This is a genomic window from Carboxydocella sp. JDF658, from assembly GCF_002049395.1.
In the GTDB taxonomy this organism is placed as follows: domain Bacteria; phylum Bacillota.
Genome location: NZ_BDLR01000023.1, coordinates 74,599 through 95,364, shown reverse-complemented (window position 1 = coordinate 95,364; position 20,766 = coordinate 74,599). Strand labels below are relative to the sequence as shown.

Sequence of the window (20,766 nt, the reverse complement as noted above, 5' to 3'; positions counted from 1 at the left end):
TAGTTCGACTTAAATCACTAAAATCCTTCACTGAATTAAGAAAAAAGTAGTGAGCACTCCCGCCGTTACTGCCAGCATCAGGTTTCCTCCCAGCCAGGCAGTGATGGCAGCGGCCAAAACCCCCAGAAATCCAGCAGCCGGTTGCTGGGGTATAGCCTGCCAGGCCCCCGGTGCCAGCAAGGCCCCAAGGGCAGCATATGGTAGATAGGATAAAAAACGTTGTAAAGATAGGGGCAACCTGATTCCAGTCAGGATGGTTAGCGGCAAGAGCCGGGGCAAATAAGTTACTGCTGCCATGCCTATAATCAACCAGAGGTAGTGGCCCGACATCTCTCTTCCTCCCTTCCTCTTTCCATTACCAGAGCAAAGGCTGCCGCTGCCACCATTGCGATAATCAAATTCCAGCCCCCCGGCAATCTGCCCAGATATGAAAGACCGGTATTGATTAGCCCCGCCAGGGCAGCTACCATCAGCAAGCGAGCAGATTTTTTCCCTTCCGGTACTAAAATGGCCGCAAACATGGCGTAAAGACCAATAGCCAGACTGTTTTGCCAGGCCGGGGGCAAACCATCTCCCAGCAGATAGCCCGTTACCGTACCCAGTACCCAGGCCAGATAAGCCGTCCCTTCCAATCCCAGCAAAAAGGAAAAATTTAGCTTTCCCTCTCTAGTCATAGCCAGGGCAAAGGTTTCATCGGTGATACCAAAAGCCACCAGGGCCAGCCGCCAGAAACGGCGATCTTCCAATCGGGTAGAAAGGGCCGCACTCATCAAGAAATGGCGGAAATTCAACAGCAAGGTGGCCAGAATAATTTCTCCGGAAAAAACCCCGGCCTTAATCAGGTTAAGGGCCATAAACTGGCTGGCCCCGGCAAAAACCAGGAGGGAAAAAAGAGTTGCTTCCAGGCCGCTGACATTAATGGCTTTGGCCATAAGGCCAAAGGCCATCGCCACCGGAAAATAGCCGACCGCAATGGCCAGCCCCGCCTTACAACCGGCGCGCCAGGTCAGTAAGTTTGCCTTCATTCCTATCTCCCACTCTTTCTCTTTCTTTTTCTCCCTTCACCGCCTGCGGTACCGCTACCAGCATGCCAGCAGCTGATAAAGTAGCTGCCAGAAACATCACTCCTCTGTAACCCCAGAACTGGGCCACCAGACCTCCGAGAAAGGGACCGAGAGTGCCGCAGAGGTTAAGGGTTGCCGTGAACAGGCCACTGGCTGTTCCCCTTTCCTGCCCGGAGCTGAGTACCAGCAACAATGCTCCTACATACAGGCCTGACCAGGCTATACCCAGCAGAATCTGGGCCAGAATCAATAACTCTAATCGCGTTACCAGCCCATAAGTTAAAAAAACGAAAATAGAAAGGATTTGACCAAAAGCAAAAATTTTGACAGGATCATAATGATTAAGATGCCGCATTACCAGAAATTGTACCGTAAAATTAATCCCCCACAAAATCCCGGTCCAGGTTGGTGACAAACCGAGGGAGTTGAAATAGAGAGGCAAGATGATCCAGACCGCCGCCGCCCCCAGCTGGCGTAAAAAAATAGCCAGATAGACCTTATATTCCCGCCGCAACACCTTGAGCCAGCCGGAAGAGTCCTTCTCTACCTTTTTCCCGATTTGCTGCTCACCCGGGGGCAGATACAGGCTGAGGAGCCAGGACAGGGCACAAAAAAAGGCTCCGCTAAGAAAAATCAGCTCAAATCTTTTTAATACCGCCGCTGTTGCAGCTCCGCCAATCCAGCCCAGGGAGCCATAAGAGCTGAACTTGCCCATATCGGCCCCTGCTTCAAAGGCATAGGCCACCAGCGCGGCTGTGGTAACTCCCAGAGCCAGCCCTACCCCGGCCCGAACCAGCAGCAAGACCAGATAGCGCTGGGCCAGTAGCTGGGCCAAAAACATCAAAGTGCTGAAAAACAGGCCCCAGCGCACAAAAATTAATTTGCCACGGCGGTCTGATTGTTGACCGGAGGCAAGGGAAGCAACAAGATAAGCGCCACCATACGCAGCCCCAATCAGGCCAACTTGAAAATCAGTAGCTCCCAGCTTTTGACCCAGCAAAGGGATAAAAATTACCGACCCCTGGATAGCCGTATTTAACAAGAAATTAAGGATACTAGTTAAGAATAGGATTTTTTTCTGCATTGTAATCGCCGCCCATTGCTTTTGATATCAGTCTAAATCTATCCGGGGTAATTGTCAACAAAAAAGACAGGAAATCCCTGTCTTTAATAATTGGCGTACTTCCCGGTAGTCCCGCAGGCGAAAATGAGCTGCTGTTGGCCGGGGCAGGTCCGCTACCAGAATACCCGTACCCCGCCGGGCCAGAACCTGGAAAGCTGATTCATCAGTGACATCATCTCCCAGGTAAACTGGCCAGAAATCGGGCCAGCGCTGAAGCAGGCGTAACAGGGCATTGCCTTTACTGGTACAGGCAGGTTTGAATTCCAGTACCTTTTTTCCTGATAATACTTCCCAGTCTGCCGGAAGCCACTGTCTGACCTGGCTGAGCAGCTGCCGTATTTTCTCTGTAGCCAGCTGAGGCGGTGCCAGCCGGTAATGAACAGCCAACCCGGTTTGTTTATACTCCAGTAAAAACCCGCATTCTCTGGACATAATTTTGTCTGCCATCTCCCCAATGCGAGCTGCCACCGCTAAGACGGCTGCAGAATCAAAGCAGTTTTCCACCTCTCCCCCGGGCCATAGGATTTGCCCACCATGGCCACCGACCAGACAAAGACCAGGAATGGGAAAAAACTGCTTAAGCTGTTGCAAATCCCGGCCGCTAATGATGGCGATAATTTGCTCCTGTTTTTCTGTCAGTTCTGTGAGCAGGTCCAGGAGCTGCTGGTCCGGTACTGCCAGCTCTGGCTTTTCCCGCAAGGGAACCAGAGTGCCATCATAATCAGTCATTAGCAGCAACTTCCGGCTGCTCCGCATTGTTGCTCATTCCTTTCACCTGCTGCCACCACCACTCTAAATCCTGTTCTCTAATAATCCGCATCATGCTACTTAGGCGCTGCTGCTGTTCCGGCAGAGGCATTTCCAGACCGCGTTTGATTTGTTCTGCCATCTCCCGGGGATGATAGGGATTGGCCAGCAGAGCACCTTTTAGCTGCAAGGCAGCACCGGCAAAAGGACTGAGTAACAGTCCCCCGGTGCCTCGGGCTTTAGATGCTACATATTCTTTAGCCACCAGATTGAGCCCATCCCTGAGAGGAGTGACTAAAGCCAGATCTGCTGCCAGGTAGTGGGCCACCAGTTCCTGCCTGGTCAGAGAACGATAGAGATAGCGGACCGGCACCTGATAATCGGTGGTAAATAACCCATTGATTTCTCCCACCAGTTTCTCGATTTCCTGCCGCAGGCTCTGATAGGCTGCTGTCTCTACCCGGCTGGGAACAACCACCTGTAACAGAGCAACTTTACCCCTTAGCCAGGGGTAATTTGTCAGCAAATGAGAAAAGGCCTGCAATCGCTGGGGTATACCTTTGGTATAATCCAGTCGGTCTACACCCAGCAGTACATAGTCGCTTTGCAGAGCGAGGCGAATTTGCTCTGCCTTGCCTTTGATCTCCTCCCTGGCTGCCAGAGTCAGATATTCCCGCCAGTCAATCCCGATAGGGGCAGCAATAACCCTGATTTTCCGCCCTCCCCAGTGGATAGTGGAGTTAAGATAATCCACCCTTGCCCGGAGGATTTCCTCCACCGCCTGCAGAAAGTTGCGAACATAACTTTCAGTATGAAAGCCTATCTGGTCACAGGCCAGCAGGCCGCGCAGGATTTCCCCCGCCCAGGGTAATGTTGCAAATAATTCCACTGGTGGAAAAGGCACATGCCAGAAAAAGGAGATAGAAAGAACCGGCCGTTGCCTGCGGATCAGTGCAGGCAATAGGGTAAGATGATAATCATGTATCCATACCCGATCGTTATGGCTGCTCATTTTGACCACAGTACGAGCAAATTTTTCATTGACCCGGCGGTAGAGCTGCCAGTAGTTTTCTTCAAACTGAACCTTTTCCAAAAAACCATGACAAAGAGGCCACATAATGCTATTGGAAAATCCATCATAGAAGCCTTTAATTTCTTCTGACGATAAAACTACTTCAGCAAAAAGATATTTACTTTCTCCTTCCGGCAGGGGTAACAGGTGGCCTGGTTCCTGGCCACAACGGCCACCCCAGGCTACCCAGATCCCCCCTTCCCGTCTTAATATCGGCTCCACTGCCGAAACCAGGCCACTAACCGCCGGGATTATCTCCAATCCGCCCGGGGTCTGACGCAGAGTACAGGCCCCCCGGTTGGAAACTACCAGCAACCGACCTCCCGTCTTACCACCAGAAAAAGACAGCTGAGCCATGGTTTCTCACCCCCTAGGCAAAAATCACTTGCACCTGGCCAGTTGTACCGGTGACTCCACAATAGGTTTTACCATTTCTGCGGGTGAACTCCAGGTCTACTCTGCCTTCTCCTACTCTGATATTCTCCAGCCGCAGGGTTTTCAGAAAATCTGGTAACAGGGGTTGCCGGACAAAAATCTGGTTACCACGGCATTCTACCCCCAGTAAGGCCCTGAGGAGCAAAAAGATACTGCCCACCGCCCAGGCCTGCGGATCACAGGCAATGGGATATTTGACCGGGCCAGCATTGCCCCGGCGGGTAAAGCCGCAGAACAGTTCCGGCAGACGGGACTGGGGAAAATACTCGGCCGCAGCAAAGAGAGTTTCCGTCAGATAACACAGTCTTTCCAGTTGCCCGGCTTGCCGCAAGCCATAACCGATAATGGCATTATCATGGGGCCAGACTGAACCATTATGGTAACTCATAGGATTATAGGCCTTCTCCCGGTCACTCATAGTTCTAATTCCCCAGCCAGAAAAGAGGTCAGGGGCAAACAGGCGCCTTGCCACCTTGTCGGCATACTCCGGTGGCAGGATACCGGTAAACAGGCAATGGCCAGGATTGGAAACAATGGTTTTGAGCTTCCGTTTCTGGCCATCTAAAGCAAAGGCCAGAAATTCCTCCTCCAGCAACCAGAAATCCTGCAGGAATTTAGCTTGCAAACTCCGGGCTCTGGCCAGGAGCTGCTCTCCTAATGAAGGCACTCCCAGCTGCTGGTACAAAAAAGCTGCTTCCCGCAGGGCCAGGTAATAATAGCCCTGCACCTCCACCAGAGCAATGGGACCGGTGGGAAGCTGGCCATCAGAATCAATAACCCCATCCCAGGAATCCTTCCAGCCCTGGTTAATGAGGCCCCTTTCTGACTGACATTGATATTCGATATAGCCATCCTGGTCCCTGTCCCCGTAAACTTCACACCAGTGGATTGCCCGTTCCAGATTGGGCCGCAGTTTTTCCAGCAGCTCCCGCTCACCAGTCCAGCGGTAGTAAGCCGCCAGTAAGATGATAAACCAGAGGGTAGAATCCACTGAACCATAATAAGGAGTATGGGGAATTTCTCCAGCCCGGGCCATTTCCCCCAGACGCAATTCATGCAAAATCTTGCCAGGCTCTTCATCCCGCCAGGGGTCAATTTTTTCTCCCTGATAGCGGGCCAGGAAAAGCAAAGTTTCCCGGGCCAGCCAGGGATTGACCAGCAGTGTTTGCCAGGCAGTAATCAGGGAATCACGGCCAAAAGGTGCAGCATACCAGGGTATCCCCGCTTCCAGTACCGCCCCTTTGCCGGGATAATGGGTCGTCAGGGCCCGTAAATCTGTAATCCCTACTCTCAGCATCTGGTTGAAGCGCTGATTGTCAGTAATGATATTGATGCAATCCTGAATCCAGTCCCGGTAGGATTGGATTAAAAAACCGGCTGCCTTCTTAAACCCAAGATCCCGGGGTAAAGTCTCCTCCTGCCGGCGGCTTTCTTCCAGCCAGGGTTGGATTTTCAGGTAAAGGTAGTATTTTTTCTGGGGCTGTAGCACCAGCTTATACTCAGCCCAGGCCAAAGTACCCTCTTCCCCTATCCTGGAGGGAGCAGGAGCAAAATATATGCGCGTTTTACGCACTACCCCATCCTGACCCTGATAACCAAGGCTGATTTCCTGGTGGGAAAACTCCGGTTTTAGTCTTTGCCCTCTAACCTGCCGCCTGGTTCCTCTGACCTCAAAGATATCGGCAAAATCCGCCCCCAGGCGAAAGCGCAAGGTTAGTTCCACAGGATACTGGTTGAAATTAATAAGACGTAACCGCTGGTAAAACCCATCTCTTACCAGCCGCAACAAGCGCAAATGGATAGTATGCAATGGTACCAGCTGGCCCTTGCTGACAAAGTCCTTGTTGGTCAATTCCACCTGGGCAATATGGCTGTCCCGTACAGAGCGGGAAAGAAAAATTGGTTCTGTTCCGTTCAGTCGCAGCTCCAGACAGCTGAGAAAACGGGTATCAGCATAATAAAATCCCAGCCCGCCTGTATCCTGACAGGGGATTTCTCCCCCGGGCAGGGAGTTCATGAACATCTGCCCTTCCTTCAGTATTTCCACACTGCTGCGAATATCCTCCGGGGCAATCCGAAAATCATCCTGCCTGGTAAGGTTGCAACTGTTCATAATCTACCCCTTTGCCTCTGCTAACTTTTTTATATACGGCCAGTGTAGCTTCTGTCATCACTTCCCTGGTCCAGAACTTTTCCACCATCCTGCGCCCGGTCTTACCCATCTGCCGGCAGGCAATAGGATCAGCCAGCAAGCGGCAACAGCGTTCTGCCAGGGCGCGGGCATCTCCCATGGGCACGATATAGCCATTGATACTGTCTCTGACAATTTCCGGCATGCCCCCTGCCCGGCTCACGATGATGGGCCGCTCAGAAGCCATACTTTCCAGCATGACCAGACCGAAAGGTTCCTCAAAACAGGAGGGATAAATACAAAACTCAGCTGCCTGGTAAACCACGGGCATTTCCGACCAGGCAAACAACTTCACAAAAACATGGTCCTGCAGCTGAAGCTCCTCAATTAAATCCATGATCTGACGCACATGTTTCTGCTGATGCGAGCCCCAGTCCACCGTTTTACTGGTGCCTGCCAGGACCAGTAAAACCCCGGGAAATTCCCTGCGGATTTCCGCCAGGGCCTGAACACTGATGTGGCAGCCTTTATCCAGACTCATGCGAGCAGGATGGAAAATAACCCGCCGCCCCTTAAACTGGGGATAAATCCGCTCAATTTCCGCCAGGTCCTTGCTACCAGGCGGAACAAAGCGGTTAAGGTCAATGCCATGATGAATGACTGTGATTTTTTTCTCTTCATAGCCAACACGAATCATTTCTCTTTTAATATAGTGACTGACAGCAATAATAGCATCCCAGGCCTGAGCCCGTTTGTTCATCTCCTGCCAGGTGGGATCGCTATCAGCCCAGACGTTGTGACTGGTCAAAATCAGGGGAATACCATATTCCTTTTTTAATTCAAAAAGAATATCAGCATGAACAGGGCTGAAGTAATGCATGTTATGGACATGCAGCAGATCCGGTTTGAACTGTTCGATAAAGTTTTTGAACTCTGTCCGAATCTCTTCCGCCCTGGCGGCGATGATTTCAGGATTGAGGCTGTTTAAATCCAGTAAAGGGGTTCTTTTAACTGTCATCCCTTCATATTCAGCCATTTCAGGCTCTCCTGGAACAGCTCCGGTCAACAGGCTCACCTGACAGCCTTTTTCCACCAGAGCCGGGCCCAGCATGGCCAGATGGCTTTCCACCCCGCCGATAATGGGCGGAAAGGCCCAGTGAATTTGGGCAATTCGCATGTTTTCTCCCTCCCTTGCTCAAAAAAATCAGGCGGGAGATGTCTCCCGCCCTGTTTGCTGCTAATGAAACTAATGTCAATAACTGCCGACCCAAGAACCTGGGAGACATTTATCAACCATTAGTTACATTATTTCCTTATTTCCTCTTTTATGACTATTATAGACAGGATATTTTTTGCCTGTCAACACCTTAAAACTCAAAGGGACCCAGGTTTTTCTTGATTCGATCAAAAGCTTCCAGCATTCGTTCTTTCTCCACAGTCAAAGCGATACGGAAGAAGCCTTCTCCATGTTCACCATAGCCATTGCCAGGGGTAATAACCACACCTGTTTTCTCAAAGACGTGTTCCGCAAAGGACATGGAAGTAAAGCCTTTCGGTACCGGAGCCCAGACATAGATGGTGGATTTGGGTTTTTCCAGCTTCCAGCCGATAGCATTCAGACCTTCCACAGCAATGTCCCGCCGCTCCTGATAGACTTTACTCATGGCTTCGACACAATCCTGGGGGCCTGTTAAAGCGGTAATAGCCGCATACTGGATAGCCTGAAATACCCCGGAGTCGATGTTGGATTTCAGCCGTCCCAGAGCGTTGATGACATCCGCCCGACCTACAGCCCAGCCAATTCGCCAGCCCGTCATATTATAAGTCTTGGAACAGGAGCCGAATTCAACCCCCACTTCCATAGCCCCCGGCACTTCCAGAAAGCTGGGTGGCCGGTAACCATCGAAGGAAATCTCCTGATAAGCGGCATCATGGCAGACGATTATATCATACTTTTTGGCAAAGTCCACTACTTCCTCGAAAAATTCCAGGGGAGCTATAGCCCCGGTGGGGTTATTGGGATAGTTCAGCCACATTAACTTGGCTTTACGGGCAACCTCCTCAGGAATAGCCTTGAGATCAGGCAAAAAGTTGTTTTCCGCCTTCAAAGGCATGATGTACGGAGTACCCCCTGCCAGCAGGGTTCCGATACCATAGACCGGATAACCCGGGTCGGGCACCAGAGCAATATCGCCGGGATCCAGATAGCACCAGGCCATATGGGCAATCCCCTCTTTAGAGCCCAGCAGGGATACTACCTGGGTTTTGGGATCCAGGCTGACCTGGAAACGGCGCTGATAATAGTCGGCTACAGCCTGACGGAAAGACAGCATGCCCACGGAAGAGGGATATTGATGGTTGGCTGGATTATGGGCTTCCTTCACCAGTTCCTGAATGATATGGTCAGGGGTAGGCCGGTCAGGGTCACCAATCCCCAGACTGATGACATCCACTCCTTCTTCTTTCGCTTTAGCGATCTGAGCTTCGATGCGAGCAAACAAATAAGGGGGTAACTGGCGAATACGCTGAGCTTCCATTACCATTTTTTCATCCTCCTATCGAACCTGGTATTTCCCTGTAAAAACAATTGTCGCCGGTCCTGTCATAAAAACATGGTTGGTGCTGGCATCCCATTCGATCTCCAGATCACCACCAGCCAGGTGAATAGTCGCCTTTCGTTCTGTTAGGTCATTGAGAACCGCCGCTACCAGAGTAGCGCAAGCCCCGGTGCCACAGGCCAGAGTGGGCCCTGCTCCCCGCTCCCACACCCGCATGATCATTTCCTGGCGATTGACCACCTGGACAAATTCAGCATTTACTTTGCGGGGAAAAGCGGGATGGCTTTCCAGCAACGGTCCTACAGTTTGCCAGGGGAAATGGGAGAGATCCTCCACAAAAGTTACAGCATGAGGGTTGCCCATGGATACTGCTGTTATATGTAAAGCATATTCCCCAACCTGCAAAGGTTCATTCACCACTGTGCCAGCCGGACCTTGCATGGGGATGAGATTCCGTTCCAGGATGGGTTCACCCATATCCACCCGGATTCCCCGTACTTGTCCGTTTTCCCCCAGAATCACTTCCGGTACCATCACCCCGGCCAGGGTTTCTACCCGGATCACCGTATCCTTTACCAGACCATCCTCCCAGGCCAGGCGGGCAAAACAGCGGATGGCATTGCCGCACATTTCCGGTTCAGAACCATCGGGGTTGAAAATCCGCATGCGCAGATGATTTTCCGGGTTTTCAGCTGGCAAAAGCAAGACCAGTCCATCTGCTCCAATTCCGAAATGCCGGTCGCAGACTGCCCGGGCCAGAGCTGCCAGGTCAGCCGGTAAGGCTTCCTGAAAGGCATTAACTACCACAAAATCATTACCCAGTCCATGCACTTTGGTAAAATTCATCACAGATTACCTCCTCTACGGAAAATATGTTATAATACCATCAATGCTTTTGCAACCTCTACCTTTTTTGTATACAATATATATGGAATATACAAGGAGGTTTGTCTACATACCATGGACGGTTTCGCAATTGCTGCCATAGTATCGGAGTTGAATCAGGTACTGGCTGGCAGCCGCATTCAAAAAATCCAGCAGCCTACCCCCTGGGAAATCCACCTTTTGGTACGCAATCAAGGTCAAAATTACCGCCTCCTGCTTTCCGCCCATCCCAAATGGGCGCGTCTACATGTAAGCCGCTGGCAAAAAATCAATCCTCTCTCCCCTCCCATGTTCTGCATGGTTATGCGCAAACATCTGGAAGGGGGCAAAATTCTGCAATTTAATCAGGAAGGCTTTGAACGGGTGGTAGAGATATTAATCGAAAATACCGATGAACTGGGTCAGCTGGCCCAGCGCCGTTTGCTGGTAGAAATCATGGGCAAGCATAGCAACATCATCCTGGTAGACCCTGTCAGCAACCTGATCTATGATGGCATCAAACGCTATACCCACGCCGTCAGCCGTCACCGGGAAGTACTTCCCGGCCGTCCTTACCTTCCCCCGCCACCCCAGGAAAAAGCAATTCCTGGCCATATCCTGGAAGAGGAATGGGGGCCCTTGCTTCTGGCTGCCGGGGAAAATCTGACTTTAAGCCAGGCGCTCCAGAAAACAGTCGCCGGTTTTAGCCCCAAACGGGCTGCCGATCTAGTAAAGAAAGCAGGTCTTGACCCTGATTTTCCTCTGGACCAGGTGGGCAACTATGAACTGACCAAAACCTGGTTAGCCCTGCAGGATTTGCTGGCTGAACTGGGCAAAGGCCCTCATCCCCTTTACTACAATTACCTGGCTGATGCGGAATATCAGCGATTAGAGGCGGAAGAAATTCTGCACTCTCAGCGTCAGAACTTGCTGCGCCTGGTCAAAGAGGAGATCAATCGCCTGCAAAAGCGGCGGGAATTTCAGGAAAAGGCCCTGGCCGAGGCGGCCTCAGGAGAAAAATATAAGCTCTTTGGAGACCTGCTGGCTGCCCATCTTTATCAGTGGCAGCCCGGCCTTACTGAACTGACGGTACCCAATTACTATGACCCGGAATTAAAACCGCTGACTATTCCTTTGCAGCCGGAACTGACAGCTTCTGAACAGGTAGAACACTTTTACAAAAAGTATGGCAAACTGCGTTCAGCTGAGCGCATGGCGACAGAGCAACTGGAAACTATAATCAGGGATTTGCAGTACTGGGAAAGTGTTGCCACTAATCTGGAAAATGCCGAGGATGCCAGAGTGCTGGCAGAAATCCGGGAGGAAATAGCGGCAGCCGGGCTTTTGAAACAAACCGGGAGACAGCGTAAGCCAGAAAAGGCGGAAGAAATCAGCCAGCCCACCCGTTTCAAAACCCGGGATGGCTACCTTTTCCTTGTCGGCCGTAATAACCGGCAAAATGATTACCTGACCTTGCGTCTGGCCCGGAGTGAAGATTACTGGTTTCATACCAGAGATATCCCTGGCTCCCATGTAATTTTAAAATGGAACAGTCCAGACCCCCCTCCGGCTGAATTGTTGCAAACCGGTGCCCTGCTGGCCGCCTGGTTCAGCAAGGCCCGCCATTCTTCCCAGGTCCCGGTTGATTATACCCAGCGCAAAAACGTGAAAAAACCCCGTGGTGCCAAACCGGGATTTGTTATCTATGAACAGCAAAAAACCCTGTACGTCAATCCGGGCCCGGAAATACTCACCCGCTTGACGACAACAAAGGAGGATGAAAATGAAGATTGATCCTATCGCTTTACAAATTGGCCCCCTCACCATCCGCTGGTATGGGGTGATCATGGCTATCGCTGTTATTATCGGGGTAACGCTGGCTTCCCGGGAAGCCCGGCGTCAGGGGATTGATCCGGAACGCATCCTGGATCTGGCCTTGATCGCCGCCCCCCTCAGCTGGTTAGGCGCTCGTCTCTATTATGTCATTTTCAACTGGGATTATTATAGTGCCAATCCCTCTGAAATCCCCAAAATCTGGCATGGTGGTCTGGCTATTCACGGCGGCATCTTAACTGCCATCCTGGTGGGACTCTGGTTTAGCCGCCATTACCGCCTGGATTTCTGGCAGCTGGCTGATGTCTGCGCCCCCAGTTTGATTATGGGCCAGGCCATCGGACGGTGGGGCAATTTCTTCAACCAGGAAGCCTATGGCTATGAAACCGATTTACCCTGGGCCATGTATATCGATGGCGCCTATCGCCATCCCACTTTTCTTTATGAATCCCTCTGGGATTTAGGGGTTTTCTTTTTCCTGCTCTGGATTCGGCGCAAACCAGTCATTCGGAAGGGAGAAGTTTTTCTCCTCTATTTGATGGCCTATTCTGTGGGCCGTTTCATCGTGGAAAGTTTCCGCACCGACAGTTTGATGCTCGGACCTCTTCGCGCCGCCCAGGTGATGAGTGTGGTACTCTTTACCAGTGCAGGTTTGATAATTCTCTGGCGCAGAAAAAAAAGCGCAGCCCGCTAAGGGGTGCGCCTTTTATTTTTGCAGCTGAAAAATTTTGATTTTATAAGTATAGCCCCCCTGCTCCACTGGCCAGATTTGCTGCTCGACCTGCCAGCCCTGCTGCTCCAAAAGCTGCAAAAATCGCAGGGCATCCACCCGGCCATATTCAGCAATAACCAGTTTCCCCCCTGGTAGCAAATTGTTATTAAAGATTTGCTCCAGATACGGATGATTTAGCGGCTGATAGATAAAATCGGAACCGGTAATTATATGGAACTTTTCCTGAATGTTAAATTGACGCCAGTCTGCTACTTGCTGAACCATATTAGCTGCCGCCCCGTTCTTGAGGGCATTCTGACGGGCCAGCTCCACGGCGGCAGGAATATAGTCAGTTTGGATAACCCATGCCCCTTTGAGAGCCGCCACAATTCCAGGCAACCCCAGGCCTGCCCCCAGCTCCAGTACCTTTTTACCGGTCAAATCCTCCCCCTGCCAGTACCAGCGGGCCAGGGCCAGGGCCGAAGGCCACAACTCCACCCAAACGGGAGATTCTCCATCCGGCAGGGTATGGGGTAAAATTTCTTCACTATTGGCCACTACAGTAAAATTAAGGACTTTGCCGCCCAGATCAATTTCCAGTTCCCGGGTTTTGATCACCGGCCCAATCTGAGTGCCAGGGTTGCTGTTCATATGGCACCTCCCATTCCTGTCGAACCGGTCCGGTCCAGACGTAGATATATACCTCCTGCTGATCCACTGTTCTGGTTTTTTGTCGGATATATAAGCCACTATGGGTATCTGGATCGTAATCTTCCAGTTCATCCAGTTCCCGCAGCAGCTCTTCATCAACCCAGTAGATCTCCCCTTTGATTTTGCCTGCTTCATCCGGTACTGCTCCCGGATAGGCTGGTGTTACCTGATAAAGGGCATAGCCCCATACCTCAGCCGCCACCGGACCAGCCAGTGCCCTGTGCAATAGCCTGTGATTGGACTGGCCTTTCAGCAATGTACCATAAACGAATACTTTAATTCCCTGGTTCAATTGTGACCCTCCTCATTCACTAAATAATCAGGATAAGGTATGCCAAAATATTTCAGTAGCCAGGGTACCAGATCAACCAGCCGGGGATGTTCCTTCTGCCATTCAGCGCCACAGACAATCAACGGTACCAGGGAATCGACGGCATGTAGAGAACCATGGCTGCCAAAGCCCAGATGCAAAGGTGACCCCAGGCCACCAAATTCATAACCCGGCGCAGCAGTAATGACCACATCCCCGGCATTGCGGGATCGCAGCAGGGCCGAAATACGGCGAAAAGCATCGGGATACTGGCCGAACTTCAGATACTGCCCTTCCACCCTGGCATCGATAGCGGACAGGTCTCCTTCCCAGTGCCAGCTATTACCGTAAAGATCTCGGCCAGTGCCTCCTTTAACAAACCAGAGAGCCCGATTACCATTTTTGATCCAGAATTTGGTCATCCCCTGCCATTCCTCTTTCCAGAGAATCAGATCAATGCGGCTATCCCCTTCCAGGAGCTCCAGCAGTTTTTGCATGACCCGGGCCCGTTTCAGGGGCTTACGACGCAGGATATAGATATGGGCCGCCCGTTCATTGGGAGCAATGGCAATATCCTTCCCAGGCAATGCCAGTTTGCGACCCAGGGGAACCTGTTTCAGAGGAGCCAGCAAAGCGGGCAAGTCAATAATAGCTTCCGGACTGTTTAATATCCTGCTTTGGCTGTGGTCTCCCGTTACGATAAATACCGTTTCAGCCAGAGCCTGTTCCCAGCTGGGATAGGCATCCAGAATTTTACAAATCTGCCGATCGGCCCGCATCAGGCTCTCATAGGCAGTCAGGGGATCATGGCGATGACAGTATCCATCATTATCGGGCAAATAGACCAGCATCAAGGGCGGCTGATGCCCATGGCTGATCAGATAGCTGGTCACTGTCCCGGAAAATTCATCATTAACACCGAATTTATTCAGCGGCCCGGCCGGAGCCCAGAATTCATCATCTTTAAACAACCTGGCCGGACGGCAGATTTCGCCCAGTACCAGCAGACTGGGCCCCATTAACCTGCCAGCCAGGCGAAATCTGGTCAGGAGGTTAATCAGCCAGGGAATTCTGGTTTCAAAAACCTGGCGGCCGCGAAAAATGTAGAAATTTATGGCCGCAGTCGTTAATCCCTGATCTTCCAGCAGCTCATACACAGTTTTTATTCTTCGGCTTAACTGCCGCCCATTGAGGTTAAAGATAAGGTCCTGCATCACTGTAGGCAGGCCCAATTTCCAGATAGCCGTAAAACTGGCGCCATAGTTAATCATCCGCTTCTCCCAGCGGCTGAACCAGACAAATCCGGGAACCTGGTGTAAATCCGGGTAGGTACCAGTAACAATGGAACTGGTACAGGTAGGGGTCATGGTGGGGAAAACACTGACACAATCGTAAAAAATCCGTCCCCGCCTGACCAGAAACTCCAGTCCTGGAACCATTCCCTGCTCCAGGCAATCCCTGACCACAGCCGGATTGAGGGAGTCAATAATAATCAATATCACCTTTTTCTGTTTACTGACAGAAACAGGTATGGATTGCATCTTCTTCTCCCCTATCCCTCCTGCATATATTTTAATTGTACACTGAAGCAGGAGGTAAGTGCATGGTTAAAAAAGAAAATTTTTCTGCCTGGCAAATTGCCGCCACCTATATTGGTACCATGGTAGGTGCAGGATTTGCCTCCGGTCAGGAAACCCTGCAGTTTTTTTCTTCCTACGGCACCCAGGGCCTCTGGGGCATTTTACTGGCCACTTTCGGCTTTGGCTTTTTTGGTATGCTGGTCATGCGCTTTGCCTGGCAAATTAATGCCAGCAGCCACGCTGCTCTCTTTCGTCTGCTGTTTGGCCCCCTGCTGGGTAGTTTTCTCGACTGGCTGCTCAATGCCTTTCTTTTTTCCACCCTGCTAATCATGCTTGCAGCTTCCGGAGCTGTCTTTGAAGAACATCTGGGCCTGTCCCGTTGGTGGGGAATTCTTCTGGCTGCCTTGCTCGCCTTGCTGGTTCTCTTTTTTGGTGTTCGCGGCATCCTGGCCGCCAATGCCTGGCTGGTGCCCCTCTTGATCCTTATGGTTCTGGGGATCAGCCTTTATTCCCTCTTTTATCACGGCCTGAGCTGGGAAGTAATGGCCCAACCTCCCGCCAGCCCAGGAGTAGCGCCCCACTGGCTGCTGGCTTCCCTTTTATACCTCTCCTATAATCTGATTTTATCTGCCACTATTTTAGCCCCTTTGGGTGGCCAAAGTCAAAAAAGCAGCCCCCTTTATCTGGGAGCCTGGCTGGGTGCGCTCGGGATAGGCTTGCTTACTGTTTTGATTGCCCTGGTGGTGCTGGTTCATTTTCCCCAGATCCTGGACTTCGAAATCCCTATCCTGTATATTGTCAAGCCACACCCATTTTTTATCCGCCTGATTGTTATCCTGGTGCTGTGGACCGAAATCTTCACTACCATGATTGCCAATCTCTTTGGTCTGGCTGTCCGTTTACAGGATAAATGGGGTAAACCTCCCCTCTTCTGGTCTTTCATCCTGCTGGCCGCAGCCATTCTCTTTTCCCACTATCCTTTCAGCTTACTGGTAGAAACCCTCTATCCCCTGCTAGGGTATGCAGGACTTGCTTTTCTGCTGGCCCTATCCTATCATTTTCTGAAAAATTAAATTTTTTGCCAACCTCTTGCCAAAAGAGCAAATAAGTGTTATCATTACTGTGTCGAGGTTAAGTGAACACCTTCACTATCACTTGCCTCCGCAACGCTATTTCTCCCTTCTTACCTCCCATAACTCATATATTTTCTTGTAATGTTTTTAAAGGCAGGGTGATCGGAAATTGGCCCTGCCCCTTTTTTATCTCTTGCTTAATAAATCCAGATACTCCTTCCTGGTTCTACGGGTTAACCCGCTGCTGGTGGCGAGAATATGCCCACCCGGCAATGTGCGACCAGCAGCACAGACCTTCGCCAGCCTTTGTTCAAATTCCTTCGGGCTGATATTCCCTTCCAGCCAGCCTGGATCCAGATTACCCATCACCAGCAGGTTCCCTAGCAACTTGACCAGTTCCGCATCGCCCAGATCCTGGCCACAGGCCCACTCCAGTCCCTGTATGCCCCGTAAGCGGGTACGGGTCAGGGCTGGCAAGATGGAACGCAAGTCCCCATCACAATGCAATAATACCGGTATACCATCCTTTTCTAACTCCCGGGCCAGGAAATCATAAACAGGAAACAGAGCTACCGCCAGAATATGGCCTGGTACTACCGGGCCCAGTTGATTGGCAAAATCATCGGCGATTATTATCCCCTGGGCCCCGGCCTGAATGGCCAGCCGGGCCAGTTCCAGCTGGTATTCCCCCAGGGCCTGCCAGAACTGCCCCATCTTCTCCGTATTGTTTTCACAGGCATTGAGGAAAGCGGTATACTCCACCAGCGTACTGGCCAGCTGATATGGGCCATCCAGCAGGGCGAAGACAAACAGGTCACTCTCCTGCCGCCAGCGCCTGAAATAACCGTAATCGTATGCAGTCGCTTCCGGCCAGTTAATGGTAGTTTCCCAGCGCAAAAAATCCACCGCCGGTTCCACATAAAGGGGGCAATCTTCCCACCAGAAGAAAAAACGTCCCCATTCATCCAGCCAGATTCTTCTGCCTTCGATTTCCAGCCCGGTATCCTGAGGCGCTGGCCGCTCCGGCCCTTCCACGACCAGGAAAGCGCCGTACTGTTGCCAGAACTGACTTTTCTCTTCCCAGGTGGAACCGGTTAGGTCAGCAGGAGCCAGCAGTTCTCCCCAGGGAGTTACTTCTGGTTTGAGTCCTTGTAACACCTGGAAAACTATTTCCCTCTTTTCCATCCTCTCACCCCGTCTAGATGGCCAACCAGGAAAAATATCCGGCAATCAGCCCCAGTTTATTGGTAAAAATCAGGATCCCCAGGATGATCATAATCACCCCGGCCACCAGGGAAACCACGGGCAAAAACCTGGCCATCCTGTTTAATGCCGACTGAAATTTGTCAACAGCCAGGGCAGTAACCAGAAAAGGTAAACCCAGTCCCAGAGAATAAAGGGAAAGTAAATAAATGCCTTTATTGACAGTAGCCTCCGTACTGGCATAAAGCAAGATAGACGAAAGGATAGGCCCCACACAGGGAGTCCAGCCGGCCGCAAAGGCCAGGCCCAGCAAAAAAGCCCCTAATCCACCAGCCCGGGGAGTGGCCTGCCAGCGCACTTCCCGGTAGAACATCTCCAGTGGCAGCAGCCCTGTCATAAACAGGCCAAAAATGATAATCAATGCCCCGCTTATTCGGCGTAATATGTCTTTATATTGCAACAGTAGTTTGCCCACTGCACTGGCAGATGCTCCCAGCAAAATGAAAAGCAATGAAAAACCTAGAATAAACAAAAGCGCCCTGGTTAAAAGTCTGAGCCGTTTCCCCTCGGCAAGAGTGGCATTTTGGGTACTGCCAGCCAGATAAGCTACATAGGCGGGAATCAAAGGTAATACACAGGGTGAAGCAAAGGAAACTACACCAGCGGCAAAAGCCAGCCAACCCGATACATTGGTCAAGATTAACACCCCTTCGCTCAAGTTTTCTATCTAATTATACCAGAAAAATTGCAAAAAGGCATTGACTTTTTGACCATTCCTGATGTATATAGAATGATTGGAAAGGAGGAGTGAAGATGGAACGAAACCAGAAGTACCAGCAGCAAAAATCCATTATCCTTAAGCACCTGCAGGCCAGCGAGGCTGAGTGGCAGGATTGGCGCTGGCATCTGGCTAACCGCATCTCCAGTCCTCTTGACCTGGCTCATTTTCTCCCTTTAACTGAAAAGGAAATTTCTCTGCTTAGAAATGCTTCAGCCCATAGACGCTGGGCCATCACCCCTCATTACCTGGCAGCCATTGACTGGGAACAGCCTGATGACCCACTCAAATTGCAAGTTCTGCCCTGGCGGGACAAAACCGTGGCTGGCTGTCCTGTCGGGCTGGATAAAAAGGAGACCAGGTATCTGCTGACAGTAACCAATCAGTGTGCCATCTATTGCAGCTATTGTACCCTGACCTGTCAGCAGGGCTTGATTGAACGGCATCTGGCTCTAGATTTGTTACAATCTACCCTTAATGCTCTGGCTCAGCAGAAGAAAATCCGGGAAATAGTCCTGGTTGGCGGTGATGCCCTCTTGCTTTCTGATCGCCGCCTGGAATGGTTGTTAAGGGAAATCAGGAAAATAAGCCATATCCGCTCTGTCGGCATCGTTACTAGAACCCCGGCAGTCTTACCCCAGCGCATTACTGCTGGACTCTGCCAGGTCCTGAACCAGTCAGGCCCAATCAATATCTTTACCCGGATTAACCATCCGCGCGAGTTGACTCTGGCAACCCAGCAAGCGCTAAAAGATCTAGTAGCTGCAGGTGCTATTATAATCAATCAACCTGTAGCCATGACTATCGCTCAGCGGACAGACTTGTCTGTCGCCAACTAATTACATTGACAATTCACTTTGTTTAAGATATATTAATATTAAAAAATTGAATAGGATAACGCTGAATCTTCCTGATGGAAGAGCGGGGGAACCACTTTTTCGGGGTGAATCGCCTTTTGGCGTAGGGCTAGCTATCGGCCCGAATCCGTCAGCTAACTTCGTAAGCGTTGATAGAGGTTTTCAGCCACCGTCAGTACTGACAGGTGGTTTAGATAGCTTTTGTCTGCGCCAAAAACCCCGTTAATTACGGGGTTTTTTATTTTACATTTTTAGAAGAGGAGGGATAATTATGTTACAGCTGGATACCAGGTTGTCCATTTCCCTGTCCAGAGCCAGTGAGCTAAAGGATACCATCCAGGATTATCTGAAAATAAAAGACCATATTCCAACCGGGTTCACTACTTTTGAACAATTCCTTCAGCAAAAGGAACGTATCCTGACAGCATTTCAAGCTTCAGAACATAACTGGCAGGACTGGAAATGGCAAATCAGTAACCGTATTACTACAGCGGAGCAACTGGCGCAATTTATTCCTTTATCCGAAAAAAAGATAGCTGATTTAAACACCATTGGAAAAAGGTTTCGCTGGGCCATTTCACCATATTACCTGGCTGTAATGGACTGGAACAACCCCGATGATCCGGTGCGTCTGCAAGCCATCCCTCAAATCCAGGAACTGCAGGATGAAAAAGGAGAACTTGATCCCATGGGTGAAGAATACTCTTCCCCTGCTCCCGGCATTACCAGGCGTTATCCTGATCGATTAATTATCAATGTTACCAACCAGTGTGCCATGTACTGCCGGCATTGCCAGCGAAGACGCAATATCGGTACAATCGATCGCCATCTGGCCCTGGATCAGCTGGAACAGGCCCTGGATTACATTCGGAAAAACCCGGAAATCCGGGATGTGCTGATTACCGGCGGTGATGCCCTGTTGCTTTCCGATTCCCGTCTGGACTGGTTATTAACCGAGCTGGATCGGATTCCCCATGTGGAAATCAAGCGCATCGGCACCAGGGCACCGGTAACCCTGCCCCAGCGCATTACTCCAGAGCTGGCCGCTATATTAGAAAAGCATCCGCCTATATATATAAATACCCAGTTCAACCATCCCCGAGAGGTCACCCCTGAAGCTAAACAGGCCATTGACCGCCTGATTAAGGCCGGAGTGGTGCTGGGCAACCAGGCCGTGTTATTAAGGGGTATTAATGATAATCCTCATGTCATGAAAAAGCTGAACCAGGAGTTACTCAAGGTTCGAATCCGTCCCTATTATATCTTCCATCCCAAAAAAGTACTGGGTACAGCTCACTTCAGTGTCCCCATTACCACAGGAATAAAAATTATTGACCAATTGCGAGGCCAAACTTCTGGCCTGGCAGTTCCCCAGTATATCGTAAACGCACCAGGTGGTCTTGGTAAAATCCCTGTTAGTCCTGACTACGCTAAAGTAATAGCCAAAGATCATGCCATTTTACGTACCTGGGAAAATAAATTAATAAAAATTGAGTTTTAACTCTTGACACTTCCTGTAATACCTGATAATTTATTTATCGTTGGCTTACGATAAACGCATAGGGATAAGACTCTTATCCAGAGAGGTGGAGGGACTGGCCCGATGAAACCCGGCAACAGCCGTCTATGAGACGGAAATGTGCCAATTCCTGCAGGCAAACTGCCTGAGAGATAAGAGAGGTAACCTGTATAAAAAGGCACCTCTCGGGTGCCTT

General features: G+C 50.8%; 19 protein-coding genes and 2 riboswitches. Of the genes, 5 read left to right on the top strand and 14 right to left on the bottom strand.

Annotated features, from left to right (window positions below):
- Positions 1–27 precede the first annotated feature (27 nt).
- From JDF658_RS04580 to dapF, 9 genes are all read right to left on the bottom strand, one after another.
- Positions 28–330 carry an AzlD domain-containing protein gene (locus tag JDF658_RS04580; protein WP_079906618.1) on the bottom strand — a complete coding sequence of 101 codons (303 nt, stop codon included), beginning with the start codon at positions 328–330 and terminating at the stop codon, positions 28–30.
- Positions 306–1,025: an AzlC family ABC transporter permease gene (locus JDF658_RS04575; RefSeq protein WP_078664835.1), complete on the bottom strand. Its 720-nt coding sequence runs from the start codon at positions 1,023–1,025 to the stop codon at positions 306–308. The genes JDF658_RS04580 and JDF658_RS04575 overlap by 25 nt, the downstream gene beginning before the upstream one ends.
- A complete protein-coding gene (locus tag JDF658_RS04570; protein WP_079906617.1) occupies positions 988–2,148 on the bottom strand; it encodes an MFS transporter in 1,161 nt (386 codons plus the stop codon). The genes JDF658_RS04575 and JDF658_RS04570 overlap by 38 nt, the downstream gene beginning before the upstream one ends.
- 54 nt (positions 2,149–2,202) lie before the next feature.
- On the bottom strand, positions 2,203–2,943 hold the full coding sequence (gene otsB / locus JDF658_RS04565) for a trehalose-phosphatase (protein WP_079906616.1): 741 nt from the start codon (positions 2,941–2,943) through the stop codon (positions 2,203–2,205).
- The gene (locus tag JDF658_RS04560; RefSeq protein ID WP_079906615.1) at positions 2,909–4,363 is read right to left on the bottom strand and encodes a trehalose-6-phosphate synthase; all 1,455 of its coding nucleotides are present in this window, start codon (positions 4,361–4,363) and stop codon (positions 2,909–2,911) included. The genes otsB and JDF658_RS04560 overlap by 35 nt, the downstream gene beginning before the upstream one ends.
- Before the next feature lie 13 nt (positions 4,364–4,376).
- Positions 4,377–6,554, bottom strand: coding sequence for an amylo-alpha-1,6-glucosidase (locus tag JDF658_RS04555; RefSeq protein ID WP_079906614.1), 2,178 nt, complete (start codon positions 6,552–6,554; stop codon positions 4,377–4,379).
- Positions 6,523–7,749, bottom strand: coding sequence for a glycosyltransferase family 4 protein (locus JDF658_RS04550; protein WP_079906613.1), 1,227 nt, complete (start codon positions 7,747–7,749; stop codon positions 6,523–6,525). Before JDF658_RS04550 ends, JDF658_RS04555 begins: the two co-directional genes overlap by 32 nt.
- A gap of 190 nt (positions 7,750–7,939) precedes the next feature.
- Positions 7,940–9,115, bottom strand: coding sequence for an LL-diaminopimelate aminotransferase (locus tag JDF658_RS04545; RefSeq protein ID WP_079906612.1), 1,176 nt, complete (start codon positions 9,113–9,115; stop codon positions 7,940–7,942).
- A gap of 12 nt (positions 9,116–9,127) precedes the next feature.
- Positions 9,128–9,976 carry a diaminopimelate epimerase gene (gene dapF, locus JDF658_RS04540; protein WP_078664842.1) on the bottom strand — a complete coding sequence of 283 codons (849 nt, stop codon included), beginning with the start codon at positions 9,974–9,976 and terminating at the stop codon, positions 9,128–9,130.
- Positions 9,977–10,090: 114 nt separating this feature from the next.
- On the opposite strand from dapF, the gene JDF658_RS04535 reads away from it, so the two are divergent.
- Complete coding sequence (locus tag JDF658_RS04535; protein WP_159446559.1) at positions 10,091–11,788, top strand: NFACT family protein; 1,698 nt, start codon at positions 10,091–10,093, stop codon at positions 11,786–11,788.
- Positions 11,778–12,521, top strand: a complete 744-nt coding sequence (lgt, locus tag JDF658_RS04530; RefSeq protein ID WP_079906610.1) for a prolipoprotein diacylglyceryl transferase — start codon at positions 11,778–11,780, stop codon at positions 12,519–12,521. Before JDF658_RS04535 ends, lgt begins: the two co-directional genes overlap by 11 nt.
- A 12-nt stretch (positions 12,522–12,533) precedes the next feature.
- On the opposite strand, the gene JDF658_RS04525 is transcribed toward lgt, so the two are convergent.
- The 3 genes from JDF658_RS04525 to JDF658_RS04515 are packed head-to-tail and all read right to left on the bottom strand — an operon-like array spanning position 12,534 to position 15,101.
- Entirely contained in the window at positions 12,534–13,190 is a 657-nt protein-coding gene (locus tag JDF658_RS04525) for a methyltransferase (protein WP_079906609.1), read from the bottom strand.
- A complete protein-coding gene (locus tag JDF658_RS04520) occupies positions 13,129–13,542 on the bottom strand; it encodes a gamma-glutamylcyclotransferase (RefSeq protein WP_078664846.1) in 414 nt (137 codons plus the stop codon). Before JDF658_RS04520 ends, JDF658_RS04525 begins: the two co-directional genes overlap by 62 nt.
- Positions 13,539–15,101 carry an alkaline phosphatase family protein gene (locus JDF658_RS04515; RefSeq protein WP_079906608.1) on the bottom strand — a complete coding sequence of 521 codons (1,563 nt, stop codon included), beginning with the start codon at positions 15,099–15,101 and terminating at the stop codon, positions 13,539–13,541. Before JDF658_RS04515 ends, JDF658_RS04520 begins: the two co-directional genes overlap by 4 nt.
- Positions 15,102–15,163: 62 nt before the next feature.
- On the opposite strand from JDF658_RS04515, the gene JDF658_RS04510 reads away from it, so the two are divergent.
- Entirely contained in the window at positions 15,164–16,213 is a 1,050-nt protein-coding gene (locus JDF658_RS04510; protein WP_079906607.1) for a hypothetical protein, read from the top strand.
- 186 nt (positions 16,214–16,399) lie between these two features.
- On the opposite strand, the gene JDF658_RS04505 is transcribed toward JDF658_RS04510, so the two are convergent.
- Both JDF658_RS04505 and JDF658_RS04500 read right to left on the bottom strand, forming a co-directional pair.
- Positions 16,400–17,398, bottom strand: coding sequence for a uroporphyrinogen decarboxylase family protein (locus JDF658_RS04505; protein ID WP_078664849.1), 999 nt, complete (start codon positions 17,396–17,398; stop codon positions 16,400–16,402).
- 13 nt (positions 17,399–17,411) lie between these two features.
- Positions 17,412–18,113 (bottom strand): cytochrome c biogenesis CcdA family protein, encoded by a 702-nt coding sequence (locus JDF658_RS04500; RefSeq protein ID WP_078664850.1) that lies wholly within the window; start codon positions 18,111–18,113, stop codon positions 17,412–17,414.
- A gap of 116 nt (positions 18,114–18,229) precedes the next feature.
- Here JDF658_RS04500 and JDF658_RS04495 point away from each other — a divergent pair, with 116 nt between their 5' ends.
- Positions 18,230–19,033, top strand: coding sequence for a hypothetical protein (locus tag JDF658_RS04495; protein ID WP_079906606.1), 804 nt, complete (start codon positions 18,230–18,232; stop codon positions 19,031–19,033).
- Positions 19,034–19,082: 49 nt separating this feature from the next.
- A riboswitch (cyclic di-AMP (ydaO/yuaA leader) is annotated at positions 19,083–19,214 on the top strand.
- Positions 19,215–19,322: 108 nt separating this feature from the next.
- Positions 19,323–20,552: a glutamate 2,3-aminomutase gene (gene eam, locus JDF658_RS04490; RefSeq protein ID WP_079906605.1), complete on the top strand. Its 1,230-nt coding sequence runs from the start codon at positions 19,323–19,325 to the stop codon at positions 20,550–20,552.
- A 70-nt stretch (positions 20,553–20,622) separates the two neighbouring features.
- Positions 20,623–20,729: riboswitch (SAM riboswitch) on the top strand.
- Positions 20,730–20,766 lie beyond the last annotated feature (37 nt).

Coding starts and splice junctions, on each gene's coding strand:
- lgt (WP_079906610.1), top strand. CDS start 11,778: ATGAAGATTGATCCTATCGCTTTACAAATTGGCCCCCTCACCATCCGC.
- JDF658_RS04570 (WP_079906617.1), bottom strand. CDS start 2,148: ATGCAGAAAAAAATCCTATTCTTAACTAGTATCCTTAATTTCTTGTTA.
- JDF658_RS04495 (WP_079906606.1), top strand. CDS start 18,230: ATGGAACGAAACCAGAAGTACCAGCAGCAAAAATCCATTATCCTTAAG.
- JDF658_RS04505 (WP_078664849.1), bottom strand. CDS start 17,398: ATGGAAAAGAGGGAAATAGTTTTCCAGGTGTTACAAGGACTCAAACCA.
- JDF658_RS04545 (WP_079906612.1), bottom strand. CDS start 9,115: ATGGTAATGGAAGCTCAGCGTATTCGCCAGTTACCCCCTTATTTGTTT.
- JDF658_RS04550 (WP_079906613.1), bottom strand. CDS start 7,749: ATGCGAATTGCCCAAATTCACTGGGCCTTTCCGCCCATTATCGGCGGG.
- JDF658_RS04555 (WP_079906614.1), bottom strand. CDS start 6,554: ATGAACAGTTGCAACCTTACCAGGCAGGATGATTTTCGGATTGCCCCG.
- JDF658_RS04510 (WP_079906607.1), top strand. CDS start 15,164: ATGGTTAAAAAAGAAAATTTTTCTGCCTGGCAAATTGCCGCCACCTAT.
- dapF (WP_078664842.1), bottom strand. CDS start 9,976: ATGAATTTTACCAAAGTGCATGGACTGGGTAATGATTTTGTGGTAGTT.
- JDF658_RS04515 (WP_079906608.1), bottom strand. CDS start 15,101: ATGCAATCCATACCTGTTTCTGTCAGTAAACAGAAAAAGGTGATATTG.
- JDF658_RS04580 (WP_079906618.1), bottom strand. CDS start 330: ATGTCGGGCCACTACCTCTGGTTGATTATAGGCATGGCAGCAGTAACT.
- otsB (WP_079906616.1), bottom strand. CDS start 2,943: ATGCGGAGCAGCCGGAAGTTGCTGCTAATGACTGATTATGATGGCACT.
- JDF658_RS04525 (WP_079906609.1), bottom strand. CDS start 13,190: ATGAACAGCAACCCTGGCACTCAGATTGGGCCGGTGATCAAAACCCGG.
- JDF658_RS04575 (WP_078664835.1), bottom strand. CDS start 1,025: ATGAAGGCAAACTTACTGACCTGGCGCGCCGGTTGTAAGGCGGGGCTG.
- JDF658_RS04535 (WP_159446559.1), top strand. CDS start 10,091: ATGGACGGTTTCGCAATTGCTGCCATAGTATCGGAGTTGAATCAGGTA.
- eam (WP_079906605.1), top strand. CDS start 19,323: ATGTTACAGCTGGATACCAGGTTGTCCATTTCCCTGTCCAGAGCCAGT.
- JDF658_RS04560 (WP_079906615.1), bottom strand. CDS start 4,363: ATGGCTCAGCTGTCTTTTTCTGGTGGTAAGACGGGAGGTCGGTTGCTG.